13 protein-coding genes and 2 tRNA genes are annotated in these 14,642 nt (G+C 27.8%); 7 read left to right on the top strand and 8 right to left on the bottom strand.

Going from position 1 to position 14,642, the window contains the following annotated elements; all coding sequences use genetic code 11:
* Positions 1–27 precede the first annotated feature (27 nt).
* Positions 28–1,239: a cation:proton antiporter gene (locus AAHM83_RS00500; protein WP_342262074.1), complete on the top strand. Its 1,212-nt coding sequence runs from the start codon at positions 28–30 to the stop codon at positions 1,237–1,239.
* On the top strand, positions 1,236–1,883 hold the full coding sequence (rsmI, locus tag AAHM83_RS00495) for a 16S rRNA (cytidine(1402)-2'-O)-methyltransferase (RefSeq protein ID WP_342262073.1): 648 nt from the start codon (positions 1,236–1,238) through the stop codon (positions 1,881–1,883). The genes AAHM83_RS00500 and rsmI overlap by 4 nt, the downstream gene beginning before the upstream one ends.
* On the opposite strand, the gene AAHM83_RS00490 is transcribed toward rsmI, so the two are convergent.
* The gene (locus AAHM83_RS00490; protein ID WP_342262072.1) at positions 1,870–2,877 is read right to left on the bottom strand and encodes a hypothetical protein; all 1,008 of its coding nucleotides are present in this window, start codon (positions 2,875–2,877) and stop codon (positions 1,870–1,872) included. The two genes, rsmI and AAHM83_RS00490, sit on opposite strands and share 14 nt — an antisense overlap.
* A complete protein-coding gene (locus AAHM83_RS00485) occupies positions 2,861–4,462 on the bottom strand; it encodes a hypothetical protein (protein WP_342262071.1) in 1,602 nt (533 codons plus the stop codon). Before AAHM83_RS00485 ends, AAHM83_RS00490 begins: the two co-directional genes overlap by 17 nt.
* Positions 4,463–4,555: 93 nt before the next feature.
* On the opposite strand from AAHM83_RS00485, the gene AAHM83_RS00480 reads away from it, so the two are divergent.
* The 3 genes from AAHM83_RS00480 (at position 4,556) to trpS (ending at position 6,645) form a co-directional block, all read left to right on the top strand.
* Positions 4,556–5,197 (top strand): MotA/TolQ/ExbB proton channel family protein, encoded by a 642-nt coding sequence (locus tag AAHM83_RS00480; RefSeq protein WP_342262070.1) that lies wholly within the window; start codon positions 4,556–4,558, stop codon positions 5,195–5,197.
* Positions 5,194–5,580 carry an ExbD/TolR family protein gene (locus tag AAHM83_RS00475; RefSeq protein ID WP_342262069.1) on the top strand — a complete coding sequence of 129 codons (387 nt, stop codon included), beginning with the start codon at positions 5,194–5,196 and terminating at the stop codon, positions 5,578–5,580. Before AAHM83_RS00480 ends, AAHM83_RS00475 begins: the two co-directional genes overlap by 4 nt.
* 78 nt (positions 5,581–5,658) lie before the next feature.
* Positions 5,659–6,645, top strand: a complete 987-nt coding sequence (gene trpS / locus AAHM83_RS00470) for a tryptophan--tRNA ligase (RefSeq protein WP_342262236.1) — start codon at positions 5,659–5,661, stop codon at positions 6,643–6,645.
* Positions 6,646–6,739: 94 nt separating this feature from the next.
* On the opposite strand, the gene AAHM83_RS00465 is transcribed toward trpS, so the two are convergent.
* From AAHM83_RS00465 to AAHM83_RS00445, 5 genes are all read right to left on the bottom strand, one after another.
* Positions 6,740–8,158, bottom strand: coding sequence for a hypothetical protein (locus AAHM83_RS00465; RefSeq protein ID WP_342262068.1), 1,419 nt, complete (start codon positions 8,156–8,158; stop codon positions 6,740–6,742).
* A 58-nt stretch (positions 8,159–8,216) separates the two neighbouring features.
* Complete coding sequence (locus AAHM83_RS00460) at positions 8,217–8,810, bottom strand: ATP-dependent Clp protease proteolytic subunit (protein WP_342262067.1); 594 nt, start codon at positions 8,808–8,810, stop codon at positions 8,217–8,219.
* A gap of 34 nt (positions 8,811–8,844) precedes the next feature.
* Positions 8,845–10,221, bottom strand: a complete 1,377-nt coding sequence (locus AAHM83_RS00455; RefSeq protein ID WP_342262066.1) for a trigger factor — start codon at positions 10,219–10,221, stop codon at positions 8,845–8,847.
* A 116-nt stretch (positions 10,222–10,337) separates the two neighbouring features.
* Positions 10,338–10,410 (bottom strand) — tRNA-Leu (locus AAHM83_RS00450).
* Positions 10,411–10,467: 57 nt separating this feature from the next.
* A tRNA-Leu gene (locus AAHM83_RS00445) sits at positions 10,468–10,543 on the bottom strand.
* A 96-nt stretch (positions 10,544–10,639) separates the two neighbouring features.
* Here AAHM83_RS00445 and AAHM83_RS00440 point away from each other — a divergent pair.
* Entirely contained in the window at positions 10,640–12,169 is a 1,530-nt protein-coding gene (locus AAHM83_RS00440; protein WP_342262065.1) for a hypothetical protein, read from the top strand.
* A gap of 35 nt (positions 12,170–12,204) precedes the next feature.
* Positions 12,205–12,777: an RsmG family class I SAM-dependent methyltransferase gene (locus AAHM83_RS00435; RefSeq protein ID WP_342262064.1), complete on the top strand. Its 573-nt coding sequence runs from the start codon at positions 12,205–12,207 to the stop codon at positions 12,775–12,777.
* 55 nt (positions 12,778–12,832) lie between these two features.
* Here the strand turns inward: AAHM83_RS00435 and AAHM83_RS00430 are convergent, their stop codons facing one another.
* The gene (locus tag AAHM83_RS00430; RefSeq protein WP_342262063.1) at positions 12,833–14,533 is read right to left on the bottom strand and encodes an SIS domain-containing protein; all 1,701 of its coding nucleotides are present in this window, start codon (positions 14,531–14,533) and stop codon (positions 12,833–12,835) included.
* Positions 14,534–14,642: the final 109 nt, after the last annotated feature.

The following is a 14,642-nucleotide window of genomic DNA, read 5'->3' as shown; positions in this document are numbered from 1 at the left end:
TAATTATTGAAGGGGAATAAATAAAAAGTGAATGATTTAACATTATTATTAGTTATTAGTTTGTTTTTTTCTCTTGGATCAAAATGGCTAGGCCAACCTTTTTTATTAGGACATATTTTAACTGGGCTTTGTTTAGGCCCGTTTTTCGGTCATGTTTCTTTTTATTCAAGATTAGCGCATTCATTAGGAGATCTTGGCCTATTAATGCTTATTTTTCATATTGGAATAAAGCTTGATTTGAACGATTTCAAAAAAATGTGGAAACAAGCTCTATTAATTTTTTTATTGCAACTGTTTTTTGGATTAATTTTAGGTTTTATTTTATTGAAGTTTTTTCATTTTAACTTAGCATATAGTTTATTGTGTGCGTTTTTATTAGTTTTAAGTAGCACAGCTGTGGTAGTTAAGTTACTTGATGAAATGGACGAGTTAGCCCCAGAAGATCAATCATTGATTGTTAGTATTTTAATTATTCAAGACTTAGCAATTGTTCCAATGTCTATTATTTTGAACGGAATAGAAAACGCCTCTTTTCTCAATATAACCTGGAAAGTTGGATTATCTATAGTTGGATTATGTGGCTTAATACAATTTCTTTCTACCTATTCAAACAAATCTCAAAAAGTTTTAAAGCCATTGAAACATATTTTTGAACTAGTAGAGGATTCTGGAAATGAAAAAGTTGATGAAAAAAAGAAAAAAGAAGCAAATCAAGAAGTGATAACCTTGGCAAGCTTAGCTATGTGTTTTTCTTTTTCTTCTTTATCAGAACTATTAGGTTTTTCTCATTCCTATGGCCCATTTTTAGCTGGATTAATTTTAGGATCATTGGGTAATAAAAAACAAATTTTAGCATTTTCAAAACCAATTGGAAGCCTGTTATTAATGTCTTTTTTTATTTTTATAGGTACAAATATTGATATTCCATATATAAAAGAAAACTATGTTTTGATAGTGATCTTAACTCTTTTAACCTTGATTGTTAGATTTTTAGTGAATTATTGTGTATTAAGGATAATGAAATTTGATAGTTTAAAAAGTTTTTTTATATCAATTGTTTTATCTCAAGCCTCAGAATTTTCTTTTTCTTTTTTAGGTATTTTATTAGTTACTAATGGTATTAACAGCTATCAATACAAATTAATAACCACATTATGTATTATTTCACTTACGTTAGGGTCTGTATTGCCATTGATAGCTCAATCAGTTAAAAGGGTGTATGATAAAGTAACAAAATGAAATCTATTGCTTATATTGTTGGAGTGCCAATTGGAAATTACAAAGATATTACATTAAGGGCTTTACAAGTTTTAAAAGAGGTTTCTTTAATATTATGCGAAGATACTCGTGAAACTCAAAAATTATTAGATGAATTTTTAATAAAAAAAGACTTAATCTCTTATGTTGGATCAAAAGACTTGTCTTTTAAGAGAGGTTATGAAGAGTTAAAAAAAAAGAACTCAATTGCGATTGTATCAGATAGGGGAATGCCGTGCATATCAGACCCAGGTTCAGATTTGATATGTTATTTTAGATCAGCAAATTTTGAAATCAAAGTAATACCAGGTGTGTCATCTGTAACATCATCATTTTCTTTAACGGGTTTGAAGGGTAATTTTAATTTTATTGGTTTTTTACCAAGAAAAGCGACAGCTATAAAACAAGAGATAGAAAACAACTTAAGAATAAAAAGTCATTTAATTTTTTTTGAATCATCTCATAGAATTCAAAAAACAATGCAGATTTTATCTGATTTTATTGAGAAAAAAATTTTTATTTTAAAAGAAATTACAAAAACATATGAAGAATTTTTTTTTGATACTCCAGAAGCTTTATCTAAAATAGATATTAAAGGAGAATTGGTTGTAATTATTCCAAATTAGGAATTTCAGCATATTCTTTAGCAAAGCTTTGCATGGTTTTATATATAATTTTTCTGAGGTAAAACATATGTCTTAATTTTTTTGTTTCATTTGCTATTAAAACAGTTAAATCATCAAAATGGTCTGGTAGATAGTGAAGTATAGGAAGAATCATAATATCTTCTAATAAATATGCATATTTTTCTATTTTGCCAAAAGTACCAAACATTAAATCGTCCAGATAGCTAATTGCGCTGAGAGACATTGCAGTCAAAGAATAAATGGCCTCGAGTGCTTTTTTTGCATTTTCTTTTAATATGCCTCTTTTTTTCATATTTAACATTTTTTTGATCAAAAAACAAACTTCTTTAAAGGTGTTTCCTTTAATTTTTTCATATTCTGATACGGCTTCATGATCATAGTCTAATTGAAAAAAATATGAAAGTTGTATTTCAGGGGTTATTTTTTTAGGTATTTTTTCTATTGCAAATTTTACTTTTTCAACAAAATCGAAAGAGAAGTTCTCTGTATTAGTACGACAAGGAATTTGTTTTAAAACATTGAAAACAGCATCTGAAAATTCTTGCGTATTATGTTCATAAGGGCGATCCAAAAACTTTTTTAAATTATTAAATGCGAGTTCTAGCTCATCTTTTTTATAAGGAGCTATAAGATTTAAAAATTCAATATCTTCTTCACTATATATAATTTCTTCTGTTGTTAATGTTTCTGGCTCTTTTTGGCTGGTTTTAGCTTCTGTTTTTTCATTTTCTGTTGTGTTTTCTAAGCTTTCTTGCGGTGTTATATCTGTGTTTTCGATTTTTGGCGAGTTTTGTAAAGATGATGATTCTAAAAAGCCTTCTGTTTTTGGTATTTTTGTATCTTGTTTTTCATTTTCATCGCGGATTCTTTTATGTGCCAAACTCTCGATTTCTTTTGTGGGAGTATTTGTTGTTGCTATTGGGGCATGTAAATTCAGACAAAACAATATTATTTTTTTATTTATTATAGTCATTATTTAATATTATGCTTTTTTTTGTTTCATGGAAATATCCATATGTTGTGCTAATGATTATTATGAAAAATCCGATAAAAAAAGAAAGATTGAAAGTTTCATTAAATAAAAAACAACTGATAAAAACCGATAATGGAAATTCTATATATTTTAATGGTTGTAATGAAGATAGGTCTGCTTTTTGACTTGCTTTTAGCATGAAAAATGGTATTAAAATTGCTAAAAAACCTATTAAAATTGCATAAAAAACATCTAAAATTGATACAAAAAAAGTGTTTTTTTGATCAAAAATCACTAAAATTAAGAAAAACATCGATGAAACTAAAGATGATCCTAATAAAATATCTGTTATTTTTTTTGTTTCTTTTTCTGATTGGTTGAAGTTTTCATATATTTCATCAATTATGGTTATTTCATTGTCTGGTTCGTTTGTTTCTGAAAACGCGCCTATTATATTGTTTAATTTTTCTAATTTTTTTCCTTCTGTGGCATTTTCTATTGTGTTTTTTATTTTGTATTTTATTGTTTCTGCTTTTGTGTTTTGTATGTAATATTTATTAAAAACGTCTATTACTGCAAAACAAATTGATGCTCCTATTATTGATAATATTGCACTTATATTTATTGTGTTTATGTTTTGATAAATAGAGAAAAAAATGCCTATCGTGTTAATAACACAAACTATAAGCCTATGTTTTAAATCTTCTTTTAATATAATTGATGAAAGAATTACCACTATAATTGGGGTGCAAAAATTTAATAAAATTACTAAGGCTAATGATAATTGTTTTAGTCCATTGGTAAAAAGCATCATTCCTATTCCGAACAATAATCCTCTTATTATGTTTTCATATGTTATTATATTTCTTTCTATTTTTATACAATATCTTATAAACGTGTAAACAAAAATTACAAAACCTATTGCTAATATTGATGTTGTTAGCTTTATGTTTTTTATACTTTTTATTGATAATATTAAAAAAGATATTATTAATATTGTTTCTTTTTTTATTGTTATTGGTCTAATTAGTGATCTTATAATTATTTTTTCTGTGTTAGATGCTATTATTATTGATAATAAGGTTAATATTATTATTGTTATGTTTGAGTTTTTATAAGAAAAAAATTGTTGATTGATTAAATTTAAGTTTGTGTATGTTATATAGAACACATAAATTATCCAAATTTTAAAAATTGGATTTTTTATAAAATTTAATATGGCTTCTATTATTATGTTTTTACTCTTTAAATCTTCTTCTGTTGGGGCTTTTTTAGAGTTGGTATCATATATTTTTTTTATACTAAATAATAGGTTTAAAACTTTAAAATTAAATAATGATCCCACTATGTTTCCTATTAGAACTAATGAATTTATTGTTGAGTGTTTTTTTTTGTATTCCTCTTTCCAGTATTCATATTCAAAAACATAGTAGTGACAATAAAGTAAAATTATTGAACTTACTGAAAATCTAATTAACATTAATAAATTTGTATCTAATGAAACAAGTTTTGATAATGTATCGCTTATTATGCAGGACAAACTACACAAGAGCATATAAAATGATGCTGAGACAAAATTATTCATATTTAAAGGTTATCTTTCTTTTTTTAAAAAGTAAAAGTGAGTTTGTTTTTTTTAAAACTTTTGTTCTCTGTTTTTTTTTTGTATAATTACTTCATGTTATTAATCCATACATTTTTTTCCGCAGATTTTATTGGAAAGTTAATCATCTTAACTTTGTTATTATCTTCTATTTATAGTATTGCGATTATATCAAAGTATGCTTATTTTTTTTATTCACATGATCAACTTGGTGATAATTTGAAACTATATTTACCTAGGATGAAAAATATTGCTCGTATCAATGCCGAGCCTTCTATGTATTTAGAGGTTTATGATGAAATTTTAGATTTGATTTTTACAACTAAAACCAGGGAAACTTTTGTTGTTGATTCTGAAAAGGTTCTTAATAAAAATATTGAGTTGATTTTTTTTAATTGGGAAAATCAGATTCTGAAGGATATTGATAATATTTCTATTTTAGGTTCTATTGCTCCTTTTGTTGGTTTGCTTGGTACTGTTCTTGGTATTATGAGCAGTTTTCAAGCTATTGCTGCTTCTAATTCTAATAGTATTACTGTTGTTGCTCCTGCTTTATCTGAAGCTTTATGTGTTACTGCTATGGGTATTTTTGTTGCTATTCCTGCTAATATTGGTGCTAATTATTTTTATGCTAAGTTGGATCGTTTAAAAAAAGATTTGTTTTTATTTAAAAGTTTCATTCTAAAATCTTTTAATTCAAATGGAGAAGCTCAGTGAGTAAAAAAAGGGCTGCTGATATCAACATTACTCCTTTGGTTGATATTTTATTAGTTTTACTTGTTATTTTTATGGTTACCACTCCTATGATGGTTCGCGAAATTTATGTTGATGTTCCTAAGGTTGTTTCTGTTGTTCAATCTAAAAATGTCATTAAATATGATCGTATTATTACTATTTCTTTAAACGATAAACAGAAAATTTTTTATAATGGGAAAGAAATTTCGTATAAAGAGCTTGTCGACACTCTTTCAAAAGAGCCTAAAGATTCTGTTGTTGCTGTTGAAGCTGGTAAGTTTTTATCTTATCAATTGGTTTATTCTTTATTGGTTAAACTTCAAGATGCTGGTTTTCAGAATGTTTCTTTAACTGGTTTTTATTAAGTTTTCTTTTATTTGTTCATTTTCATTTATTTTTTTGATTTCAATTTGAAAAAAACTCTAAAACAAAATATCATATGAATTATGAAAACTATATTAACTGGTGATAGACCTACTGGTTGTTTGCATTTGGGGCATTATATTGGCTCTTTAGAAAATCGTATTAATATGCAACATGATTTTAATACTTTTATTATGGTTGCTAATGTTCAAGCTTTAACTGATTATTATGATCGACCTGAATTGATTAAATCTCAAATTTTTCAAGTTGTTGAGGATTATTTGGCTGTTGGTATTGATCCTGATAAAAGTACTATTTTTGTTCAATCTAGTGTTAAGCCTTTGTTTGAAATGACTGTTTATTTTTTAAACTTAGTTTCTTTAGCCAGGGCTCAGCAAAATCCTACTATAAAAGATGAAATTAAACAAAGGGGCTTTAAAGAAAGCATTCCTTGTGGTTTTTTATGTTATCCAATTTCTCAGGCTGCTGATATTACTGCTTTTTTGGCTGATTTAGTACCTGTTGGTAAAGATCAGTTGCCTATGATTGAACAAACCAATGAAATTGTTGATAAGTTTAATTCTTTATATCGTTGTGATGTTCTAAAACGCTGTGAAGCGGTTTTGAGTTCTAATTCTCGTTTAATTGGTATTGATGGTAAAAATAAAGCTAGCAAATCTTTGAAAAATGCTATTTTTTTAAATGATAATGATCAGGATTTGAAAGATAAGATTTTTAGCATGTATACTGATCCTGCACATATTAAGGTGAGTGATCCTGGTAATGTTTCTGAAAACGTTGTTTTTAAATATTTGGATGCTTTTTATCATGATGTTTCTCATCTTAATGATTTAAAGGCTCATTATTCAAAAGGTGGATTAGGAGATGTTTATTTGAAAAATTTACTTTTTGATGTTTTGAAAACTTTTTTGGAGCCAATTAGAGAAAGAAGATCAAGAATTAATCAAACGGATATTATTGAAATTATTTCAGAAGGGAATAAAAAGGCTTCTTTGATTGCTAATAACACTTTGCAAAAAATGCAGCAGGTTATGTGTTTGGTTTGAGGGGAATTTGTTCTTTAGGGAAATTTAAGGATTAAGACTCTGTTAATGTTTACTATATTCTTTTGATGTAGAGATGTAGAGCTAGTCTAATTAATTAGAAGTTTTCATTCTTTTTAAGTTTATCTTTAAAATTCGGTAAATACTTTATATCTATATGTGATCTAATAAAGGAAATATCTTGTTGTTTTAAATCAATCCATTGATTTTCTGATATTTTGTCCATAAATTTTAGTAAATGTTCTGAAGCTATATTATTCATTACATCAGTAATATGAGCACTAGTTAAGATATTCCACTCATTTTGTGGTATTTTGTCCATAAATTTTAGTAAATGTTCGGAAGCTATATTCTTTATTACATCAGTAATATGAGCACTACTTAATTTATACCACTGATCTTGTGATATTTTGTCCATAAATTTTAGTAAATGTTCTGAAGCTATATTATTCATTACATCAGTAATATGAGCACTAGTTAAGATATTCCACTCATTTTGTGGTATTTTGTCCATAAATTTTAGTAAATGTTCGGAAGCTATATTCTTTATTACATCAGTAATATGAGTACTATTTAATCTCTTCCACTGATCTTGTGATATTTTATTCATAAAACTTGATAAAAAACTAGGATCTTTTATATGCATGATCCTAGCAATATCATCACCCTTTAATCTATGCCAATCATCTTTTAAGGTTTTATCCAGTAACATTGGTCGGTATTTATCATCTATTCCAATAATTATAGTAGCCATATCCTGACTGTATAAAAATCCCCACCTAATTTCTGAGATTTTATCATTGATAAAAAATGGTAAATATTCTGATTTTGTATTACAAATTATATAAGAAATATCATTGTTTTCTAAGTTATGCCACTGATTTTTTGAGATTTTATTCATAAAATCTATTAGATTTGATGAACCACTCATATTTTTCATGACCTTAACAATCATTTTACTATTTAATTTATGCCACCAAGTTAACTGCATTCTATGTACAGCAGGTGTTAAATAGTCAGCGCGGTAGGAATATATATGATCTATTGCATCATTAATAAACCTATCGTCTAATCCATTTAAAAAAAATTGTAGGTGTAGTAGATGCCTATTTTTTTTCATGAATTCGATCACACTTGTCAAAATAGAACCGTATTGGTCCAACCTTGGACAAAACTCGCTTTTTTTATGAAACGTTTCATTCAAACAATCATATCCCACTTTATTCATAAAAGCCTTTAAATATTGCGGGTCTTTTATATCCAATAGAATTTTATAAATGTGCATGTAATCCAATTTTTTCAGATAAGTATTTTCAATGAGTAGTTGTAAGTATTTAGGCTCACTTATATTTTTCATTATGTTACAAATAGAATCCCCATTTAATTTTATGTAAGAATTAGAACGGCTTAAAGAGTCCAGTATACTTGGTGTTTTTAATATCTGTTCCTCAAGAGATTCCTCTGGGGATCTTACCTTTAATAAGGTAAAAGACAAAAATATAATTTTCTTTAACATACGGCTATAATAATCTTTTTTATTAAAAAAGTCAAACGAAGTGTTTTTTATTTAGGTATTATTTGATATCGATAATATCTTCTCTTAAGGTTTTGATATGATCAATGATTCCAAATTCTTTTGCAATTTCAGGTGAAAAAAAAGTTTCTCTGTAAAACCATTTATAAATAGCATCAACAGATTGTTTTGAATGTTTTGAATATAATTCTGCTAATTTTTCTCTTAAAAAACGAACTTCGTTAGCATGATCTTCTATATGCACAGAACGACCCTCATATCCACCAGATGGTTCATGAAGCATTATTCTTGTGTTAGGCAACGAAAACCTTTTTCCTGCGGCTCCAGAACAAAGCAAAAAAGATCCGCATGAAGCTGCTAATCCCATAGCCCACGTTTGAACATCTGGCTTAACTAATTGCATTGTATCATATATAGCTAATCCTGATGTTATGCTTCCACCTGGTGAGTTTATATATAAATAAATATCTTTTTCAGGGTTTTCAGCCTCTAAAAAAAGTAATTGTGCACAAATAACATTTGCAACACTGTCATTGATTCCACCTGATAAAAAAATTATTCTGTTTTTTAGCAAATAAGAAAAAATATCGTAAGATCCTCGCTCTTTTTCTGAAACAACTGTTGGAATAATCATAAATATATCCTTTCTAAAATTTATTTTGTATTTTTTATATATCTTCAGATTCGATTATACTGTTTTTTGAATCTTCAATCTTTACCTTTTCTTCGTTTAACTCTTCAGATTCATTTATAGTGTATTCTAAATCTTTTATATTAATTTTGTATAATTCATCTAAAGAAATTTCTTGAGGGGCTAGTTTTTGTACTTTATGAATTAAATGTTCTGCAATTTTAGAAAACAAAATGTTTTCAAGCATTTCTTCTCTAGCTAATTCATTTTCTTCGTAGAATTTTTTTGTTTGTTCTATGTTATTGTTAAAAAATCTTATTTGAGAATTAATAGCATAGTTAATTTCATCTTCTTCAATTTTTATGTTTTGTTGGTGTGCAATTGTATAGTACATAAACCTAATTTTTGCATGAGCAGCTGCAATATTTGTTAAATTAGCTTCAAACTCTTTTAATGAAATTCCTAATTTGTTTTTTATAAATTCTTCTAAATTAATATCTTTTATATAATTTAAATTGTTTAAAGTTTGATCTAAAGCCTTCTTGTATTCTTTTTGTATTGCACTTAAAGGAACTTCAAATTCAGAATCTAAAATCACCTTTTTTATTGTTTCTAAAATCAAATTTTTTGATGCTAATTGTGATTCAAGTTCTAATTTAGACTTAAAAAACTCTTCTAAAGGTTTGTTTGAAACATTTAGTTTGTCTAACATTTCTTCGTGTGTAAGGGGAACAGATTCTTTTATTTCTTTAATTTTTAATCTTATTTCAATATCTTGATTTGGTTTATGTGAATATTGAAAATCAATGTTTTGACCAGTAAGGGCATTTTCAATTAATGGAATAAAAGTGTTTGAGCCTAATCTTATCGATTGTTTGTTTTTTTCTGTTTGATTCATTTTAAAATCTTCAATTTCAAGTTCTAAATCAACAAAATCTCCTTTTTCAGAAGGTCTAGAAACAGAATCACCAGCTTTTGCATTATAATTTGCATAATTTTTAATTCCATTTTGAATGTTTTCATCTGAAATTAAAGCTTTAAAGGTTTTAACGCTTATGTTTTTAAAATTTATTTTAGGTACATTAGGAACTTTTTCAATGCTCAAAACAACTTCTATATCGCTATCTAAATCAAATGTTTTGATTATATAGTTTGAAGCAAAAATATCTTCAATATTATCTTGTTTTTTTATTTTATTAAGAAGATTTGAAAGGTGCCTTTTTAAAAATTCATCTTTTTTTAATAATCTTAAAGGAACTTTACCTTGTCTAAAACCTGGCGCAGATTGGTCTTTTGCCCATTCTTTTAAAAATTCAATTGGCACAAAAACTGAATAAATTTTGTTAATTTCTGTACTGGCTTTTTCGTCTAATTTAAACGTTATTTCTCTTGGCTCTAATTTACTGACACTCATTAAAATCTCTCCTAAACACTCAATAAAATTATTATAGATAAAACAATTTTGTTTTACAATAAAAAGAGAAAATGAATAAATTATATCTTTCAATTGAAAAAAAATAATAGTAAGTGTGCGGATAGAGGGACTCGAACCCCCAGAGACAAGAACCTAAATCTTGCGTGTCTACCATTTCACCATATCCGCTTGTAAAAAATTATATTTGTATTATTAAAAAAAAACAATCAAAAAAAACACCTAATTTGGTGCGGATAAAGGGACTTGAACCCTTAAAAACAAGAATCTGAATCTTGCGTGTCTACCATTTCACCATATCCGCGTCTATTTATGATAAATTATAAGTAAATATATCGCTATATTTAATTAATTTTCTTTTAACTATCTTTTTATTTTTCTTTACCGTAAAATTTCAGTTGTGAATCCTAGTATATTATTTTTAAATGGACCAGAATGTGAAGAGAAATTAAATCTTATAAGATCAATAAAAGCAAAATTTCAAGACGATGCATGCATATATATTAATCGTAAGACAATATTAAGCATGTTAAATGCAAATTCAGATTCAGTAGAAGAGTCTTTTGAGTGGGTCCTTCAAAAGATGTTAAAAAACGCTGTGAATAACGGTGTTTTTATTTTGTTCGATGTTTTTTTACCGACTAGAAGAATGAATCAATACGCCCTTCAGTTGAAAGGACTTCCTTGTTATTGGCTTGGAGTTTTTATTGGAGAAAATAAAGAAGATTTTTCAAAAGATTTTTATGACTTTTCAGTTGTAATTGAAAAAGAATTAGTTGATCAAGCTGATCAAATTTTTGAGCATGTTTCAACAAATGATCCTTGCTGTTTTGAAGCGAATAAAGTCGTAGAGCAAAAAGCAAGAAGAAGGTTAATCAAAAGGGAAAATTTTGAAGAAGATGAAAATGGAGAGTTAAACAATTCTTTATTGGAAGATAGTCTTTCAGAAGACGGAATTGAAATTGAGAACAGTTCATTGAATTATGGTCAAGAAAACGAGGCTCAAGAAAACAATAGTCAAGAAAAAGAAGATAGGCCTTTTAGATCAGATAGAGGTTATCCTAGAAATGAGAACAGAGGAGATAGACGTTTTGATCGAGGCGGCAATAGAGGTGGAAGTCGAGGCGGCAATAGAGGCGGAAGAGATAGATTTTCAAATGATTATAAACCAAGAGAAGATGGCTCAACAATAAACACTAATTCAGATGAAAAAGGGTCAGAGGAAAAAACTGAAAGACGCTTTGAAAGAAGGTCTTTTAGTGGTGAAGATCGTCAAAGAAGATTTGGTGGTGAAAGATCAAATAGAGGAGAAAGAAGAGACAGACCTCCAAGAGAAGGGTCAGAAAGAAGCTTTGATAGAGGGGGCGATAAAAAAGACGGCGAGAGCAGCGGCGGAGAAAGAAGATTTTCCGACAGAGGTTCCGATAGAGGTTCTGATAGAGGTGGAGAAAGAAGATTTTCCGATAGAGGTTCTGATAGAGGTGGAGAAAGAAGATTTTCCGATAGAGGTTCTGATAGAGGTGGAGAAAGAAGATTTTCCGATAGAGGTTCTGATAGAGGTGGAGAAAGAAGATTTTCCGATAGAGGTTCTGACAGAGGCGGAGAAAGAAGATTTTCTGATAGAGGCTCTAACAGAGGTGGTTTTGGAAGAAGAGATGGAAGTTCTGAGCGAAGAAACGATAGTTCAAAAGATGCTACTTCAACCGGCGAAAAATCAGAAGGAAGATCTTTTAATAGAGGCAGCTCTAACAGAGGTTCTTTTGGTGGCAATAGAGATAACAAAAGAGGTTTTGGCAGAGGAGATGGAAACAAATCAGATAGAGGAGTCAATAGATCAAGAGGTTCTTTTGGTGGTGGATCTAAAGGAAGATCATCAGATAGATCATCAAAAACTCGGAAGCCTTTTTCAGGTAAGCCAAAATTAAACTGATAGCTTTATTTTCAATAAATTAATATATTTTCATTATGTTAAAAGATTCTAAGATAGAAAAATTAACTGAATCGTTGGTCACAAAAATAGATTCTTTTGGAGAGCTAATAAAAGAGTGGAATAAATTTTCTCTTGTAGCAAACTCAACTTTAACAGATTTATGGGGATGGCATTTTAATGAAGCGTTTTCAATTATACCGCTTTTAAAAGAAATTTTTTTGGATAATAATAGTAAAATTTACGATTTTGGTGCAGGAGGAGGAGTAATAGGATACCCTTTGTTTTTGTATGGGTTTAATGATGTTTATTTAATTGAAAGAAGTTCAAATAAACTGTTTTTTTTCAGAAACGTTTTAAAATACATAAATACACTAGATCATGTAAATGATTATGAAAATTCGATTGTAATTGTTAGAGGTGTAACTAAAATTTTACATTTATTAAAACAATTAAAAAACGCTAAATATTTAATTCTTTTTAAGTCACTATCAGTAAGGGAAGAGATAAAAGAAGCGTTGAATTTTTGGTCGTTTGAATTTGATTTGTTTGATAGGGTTGGTAATGCAAAAGGGTATATTGTTCTAATTTATAATATAAAAAAAGCTTAAAGATATACTCCTTAAGAATGCAAAAACTCTCCTTTAAAAACCTTTAAATCAAATTTTATTCCACAGTAACAGACTTAGCTAAATTTCTAGGTTTATCAATAGGTCTGTTTAATTTTTCAGCAAGTTTAAAAGCAATTCTCTGAAGTAAAATAGTATAGCAAAATGTAGCTTCATCATAATTCATAGGGTCTGTTTTAATAAATAAATCTTTTTTTATATAATTTTCAGAGGCAATTAGCAAAATTTTTCCATCTCTACTAATAATTTCTTGAGCTGATGATAATGTTTTTTGTAATAAAACGGGGTCTTCAGGTGCAAGAATAATAGAAATTGTCTCTTCAGTTATTTTAGCGATATAGCCATGCTTTAATTCTCCAGCTGGATAAGCAAAAACATTTAAATATGTTATTTCAGTTATTTTTAACATGCCTTCCTTTGCAACCAAACTCATTTTATTTTTTCCAAGAATGAAAATTTCCCTGTGTTTCAATATATTGTCAACTATTTTTTCAACATCAATTTTAAAAATGTTTTTTACTTTTTCTTCAATATTTTTAGGTAAAGTACCTTTAATTATTTGAAATAACTTAATAATTTGAGAAGAGAAAGATTTAGTAGAAGCAACGCTTTTTTCAGTTCCCGCGTTTAACAAAACAACTTGATCAGAGTTGTTACTAATAGGACTATTTTTTTTATTAACCAAAGCTAAAGTTTTGCTATATTTTTTAGCTTTTAATAAAGCAGAAACAGTATCAGCCGTGAATCCAGATTGAGAAATAAAAATAGTAAGCTGATGATCAAAAGTTGGCGTATCAGAAATATTCCATTCAGAAGCAATAGAAGCAGAAGCTAATATGTTTTCTTCTTCCAACCAATAAGCGCCAATTTCAGCAGCAAAAAAAGAGCTTCCACAACCAATTAATTTAACATTATGGTAAACAGAAAAATCTTTTTTCAAATTTAGAGATTTCTCGTTTTCAAAAATTTTTATCTGTTCAAGAATCTCCTCTTCAAGCCAAGTATTATGTGATTTTGTTTTTTCGTGAAAAAGATTTTCTTTAGTTGTTTTTTCAGAAAATTCTCCTTTGATAATTAAATTTTTTTTAAAGGTTTGAAAATCAGAAACAAAAGAATTACTAATAATACCATATCCATTAGAGTTTATTTCATAAGTTTTGATCGGATTTTTAACACCTTCCATGTCAGAAGCAACAGTATAGCCAAATTCAGTTTCAGATATCACAATAGGGCTAAATCCTTTTTTAAGCCAAATGATTTGATCAGATGAAAACTCTAAAATCAAAGCTGCATAAGAACCTTTAATTTTTTGATCAATAATTTGCAAGGAGTCTTCTAAACTATGTTCTTTTCTTAAGAAAACAAAGTAAGCCAATAAAATTTCAGTATCAGTTTGAGTTTGAGGTTTATAGTTAATTTCTTTGATGATTTTATCGGTATCTTCAATAATACCATTATGAACAATAGCAAAATTTCCAATTTTAATAGGATGAGTGTTAGTTAAATTAACAGAACCATGAGTAGCCCATCTTGTATGAGCTATGCCAATTGTATCCTCATTATGTAAACAAGCTTTTTCCAAGTTTATTAAAGATCCAATGCTTTTATATGTGTTAAAATTTTTTGAAAAAACAACGCCAGCAGAATCATATCCCCTATATTCCATTTGTTTTAATCCAAACATAAGATCTTCTGAGGCCTTTTTGCTTTTATTAACTACACCAACAATTCCACACATAAAAACTTCCTAATAACTAAAGTTGATTTTATCTAAAAAAATTTTATTTGCAATTAATAAAAAGGTTGCATTTACTTTATCAAATTTGTTAATCTGATTTTTAATTGGA

Source organism: Alphaproteobacteria bacterium endosymbiont of Tiliacea citrago, from assembly GCF_964031065.1.
Classification (GTDB): domain Bacteria; phylum Pseudomonadota; class Alphaproteobacteria; order CAJXXZ01; family DAHXLG01.
This window is presented reverse-complemented; position numbering and strand designations above follow the sequence as displayed.

What these genes read in the sequence shown, in the direction of transcription:
- AAHM83_RS00455 (WP_342262066.1), bottom strand. Translation starts at nt 10,221, where the DNA reads ATGAGTGTCAGTAAATTAGAGCCAAGAGAAATAACGTTTAAATTAGAC.
- AAHM83_RS00490 (WP_342262072.1), bottom strand. Translation starts at nt 2,877, where the DNA reads ATGACTATAATAAATAAAAAAATAATATTGTTTTGTCTGAATTTACAT.
- AAHM83_RS00480 (WP_342262070.1), top strand. Translation starts at nt 4,556, where the DNA reads ATGTTATTAATCCATACATTTTTTTCCGCAGATTTTATTGGAAAGTTA.
- AAHM83_RS00485 (WP_342262071.1), bottom strand. Translation starts at nt 4,462, where the DNA reads ATGAATAATTTTGTCTCAGCATCATTTTATATGCTCTTGTGTAGTTTG.
- rsmI (WP_342262073.1), top strand. Translation starts at nt 1,236, where the DNA reads ATGAAATCTATTGCTTATATTGTTGGAGTGCCAATTGGAAATTACAAA.
- AAHM83_RS00465 (WP_342262068.1), bottom strand. Translation starts at nt 8,158, where the DNA reads ATGTTAAAGAAAATTATATTTTTGTCTTTTACCTTATTAAAGGTAAGA.
- AAHM83_RS00430 (WP_342262063.1), bottom strand. Translation starts at nt 14,533, where the DNA reads ATGTGTGGAATTGTTGGTGTAGTTAATAAAAGCAAAAAGGCCTCAGAA.
- AAHM83_RS00460 (WP_342262067.1), bottom strand. Translation starts at nt 8,810, where the DNA reads ATGATTATTCCAACAGTTGTTTCAGAAAAAGAGCGAGGATCTTACGAT.
- AAHM83_RS00435 (WP_342262064.1), top strand. Translation starts at nt 12,205, where the DNA reads ATGTTAAAAGATTCTAAGATAGAAAAATTAACTGAATCGTTGGTCACA.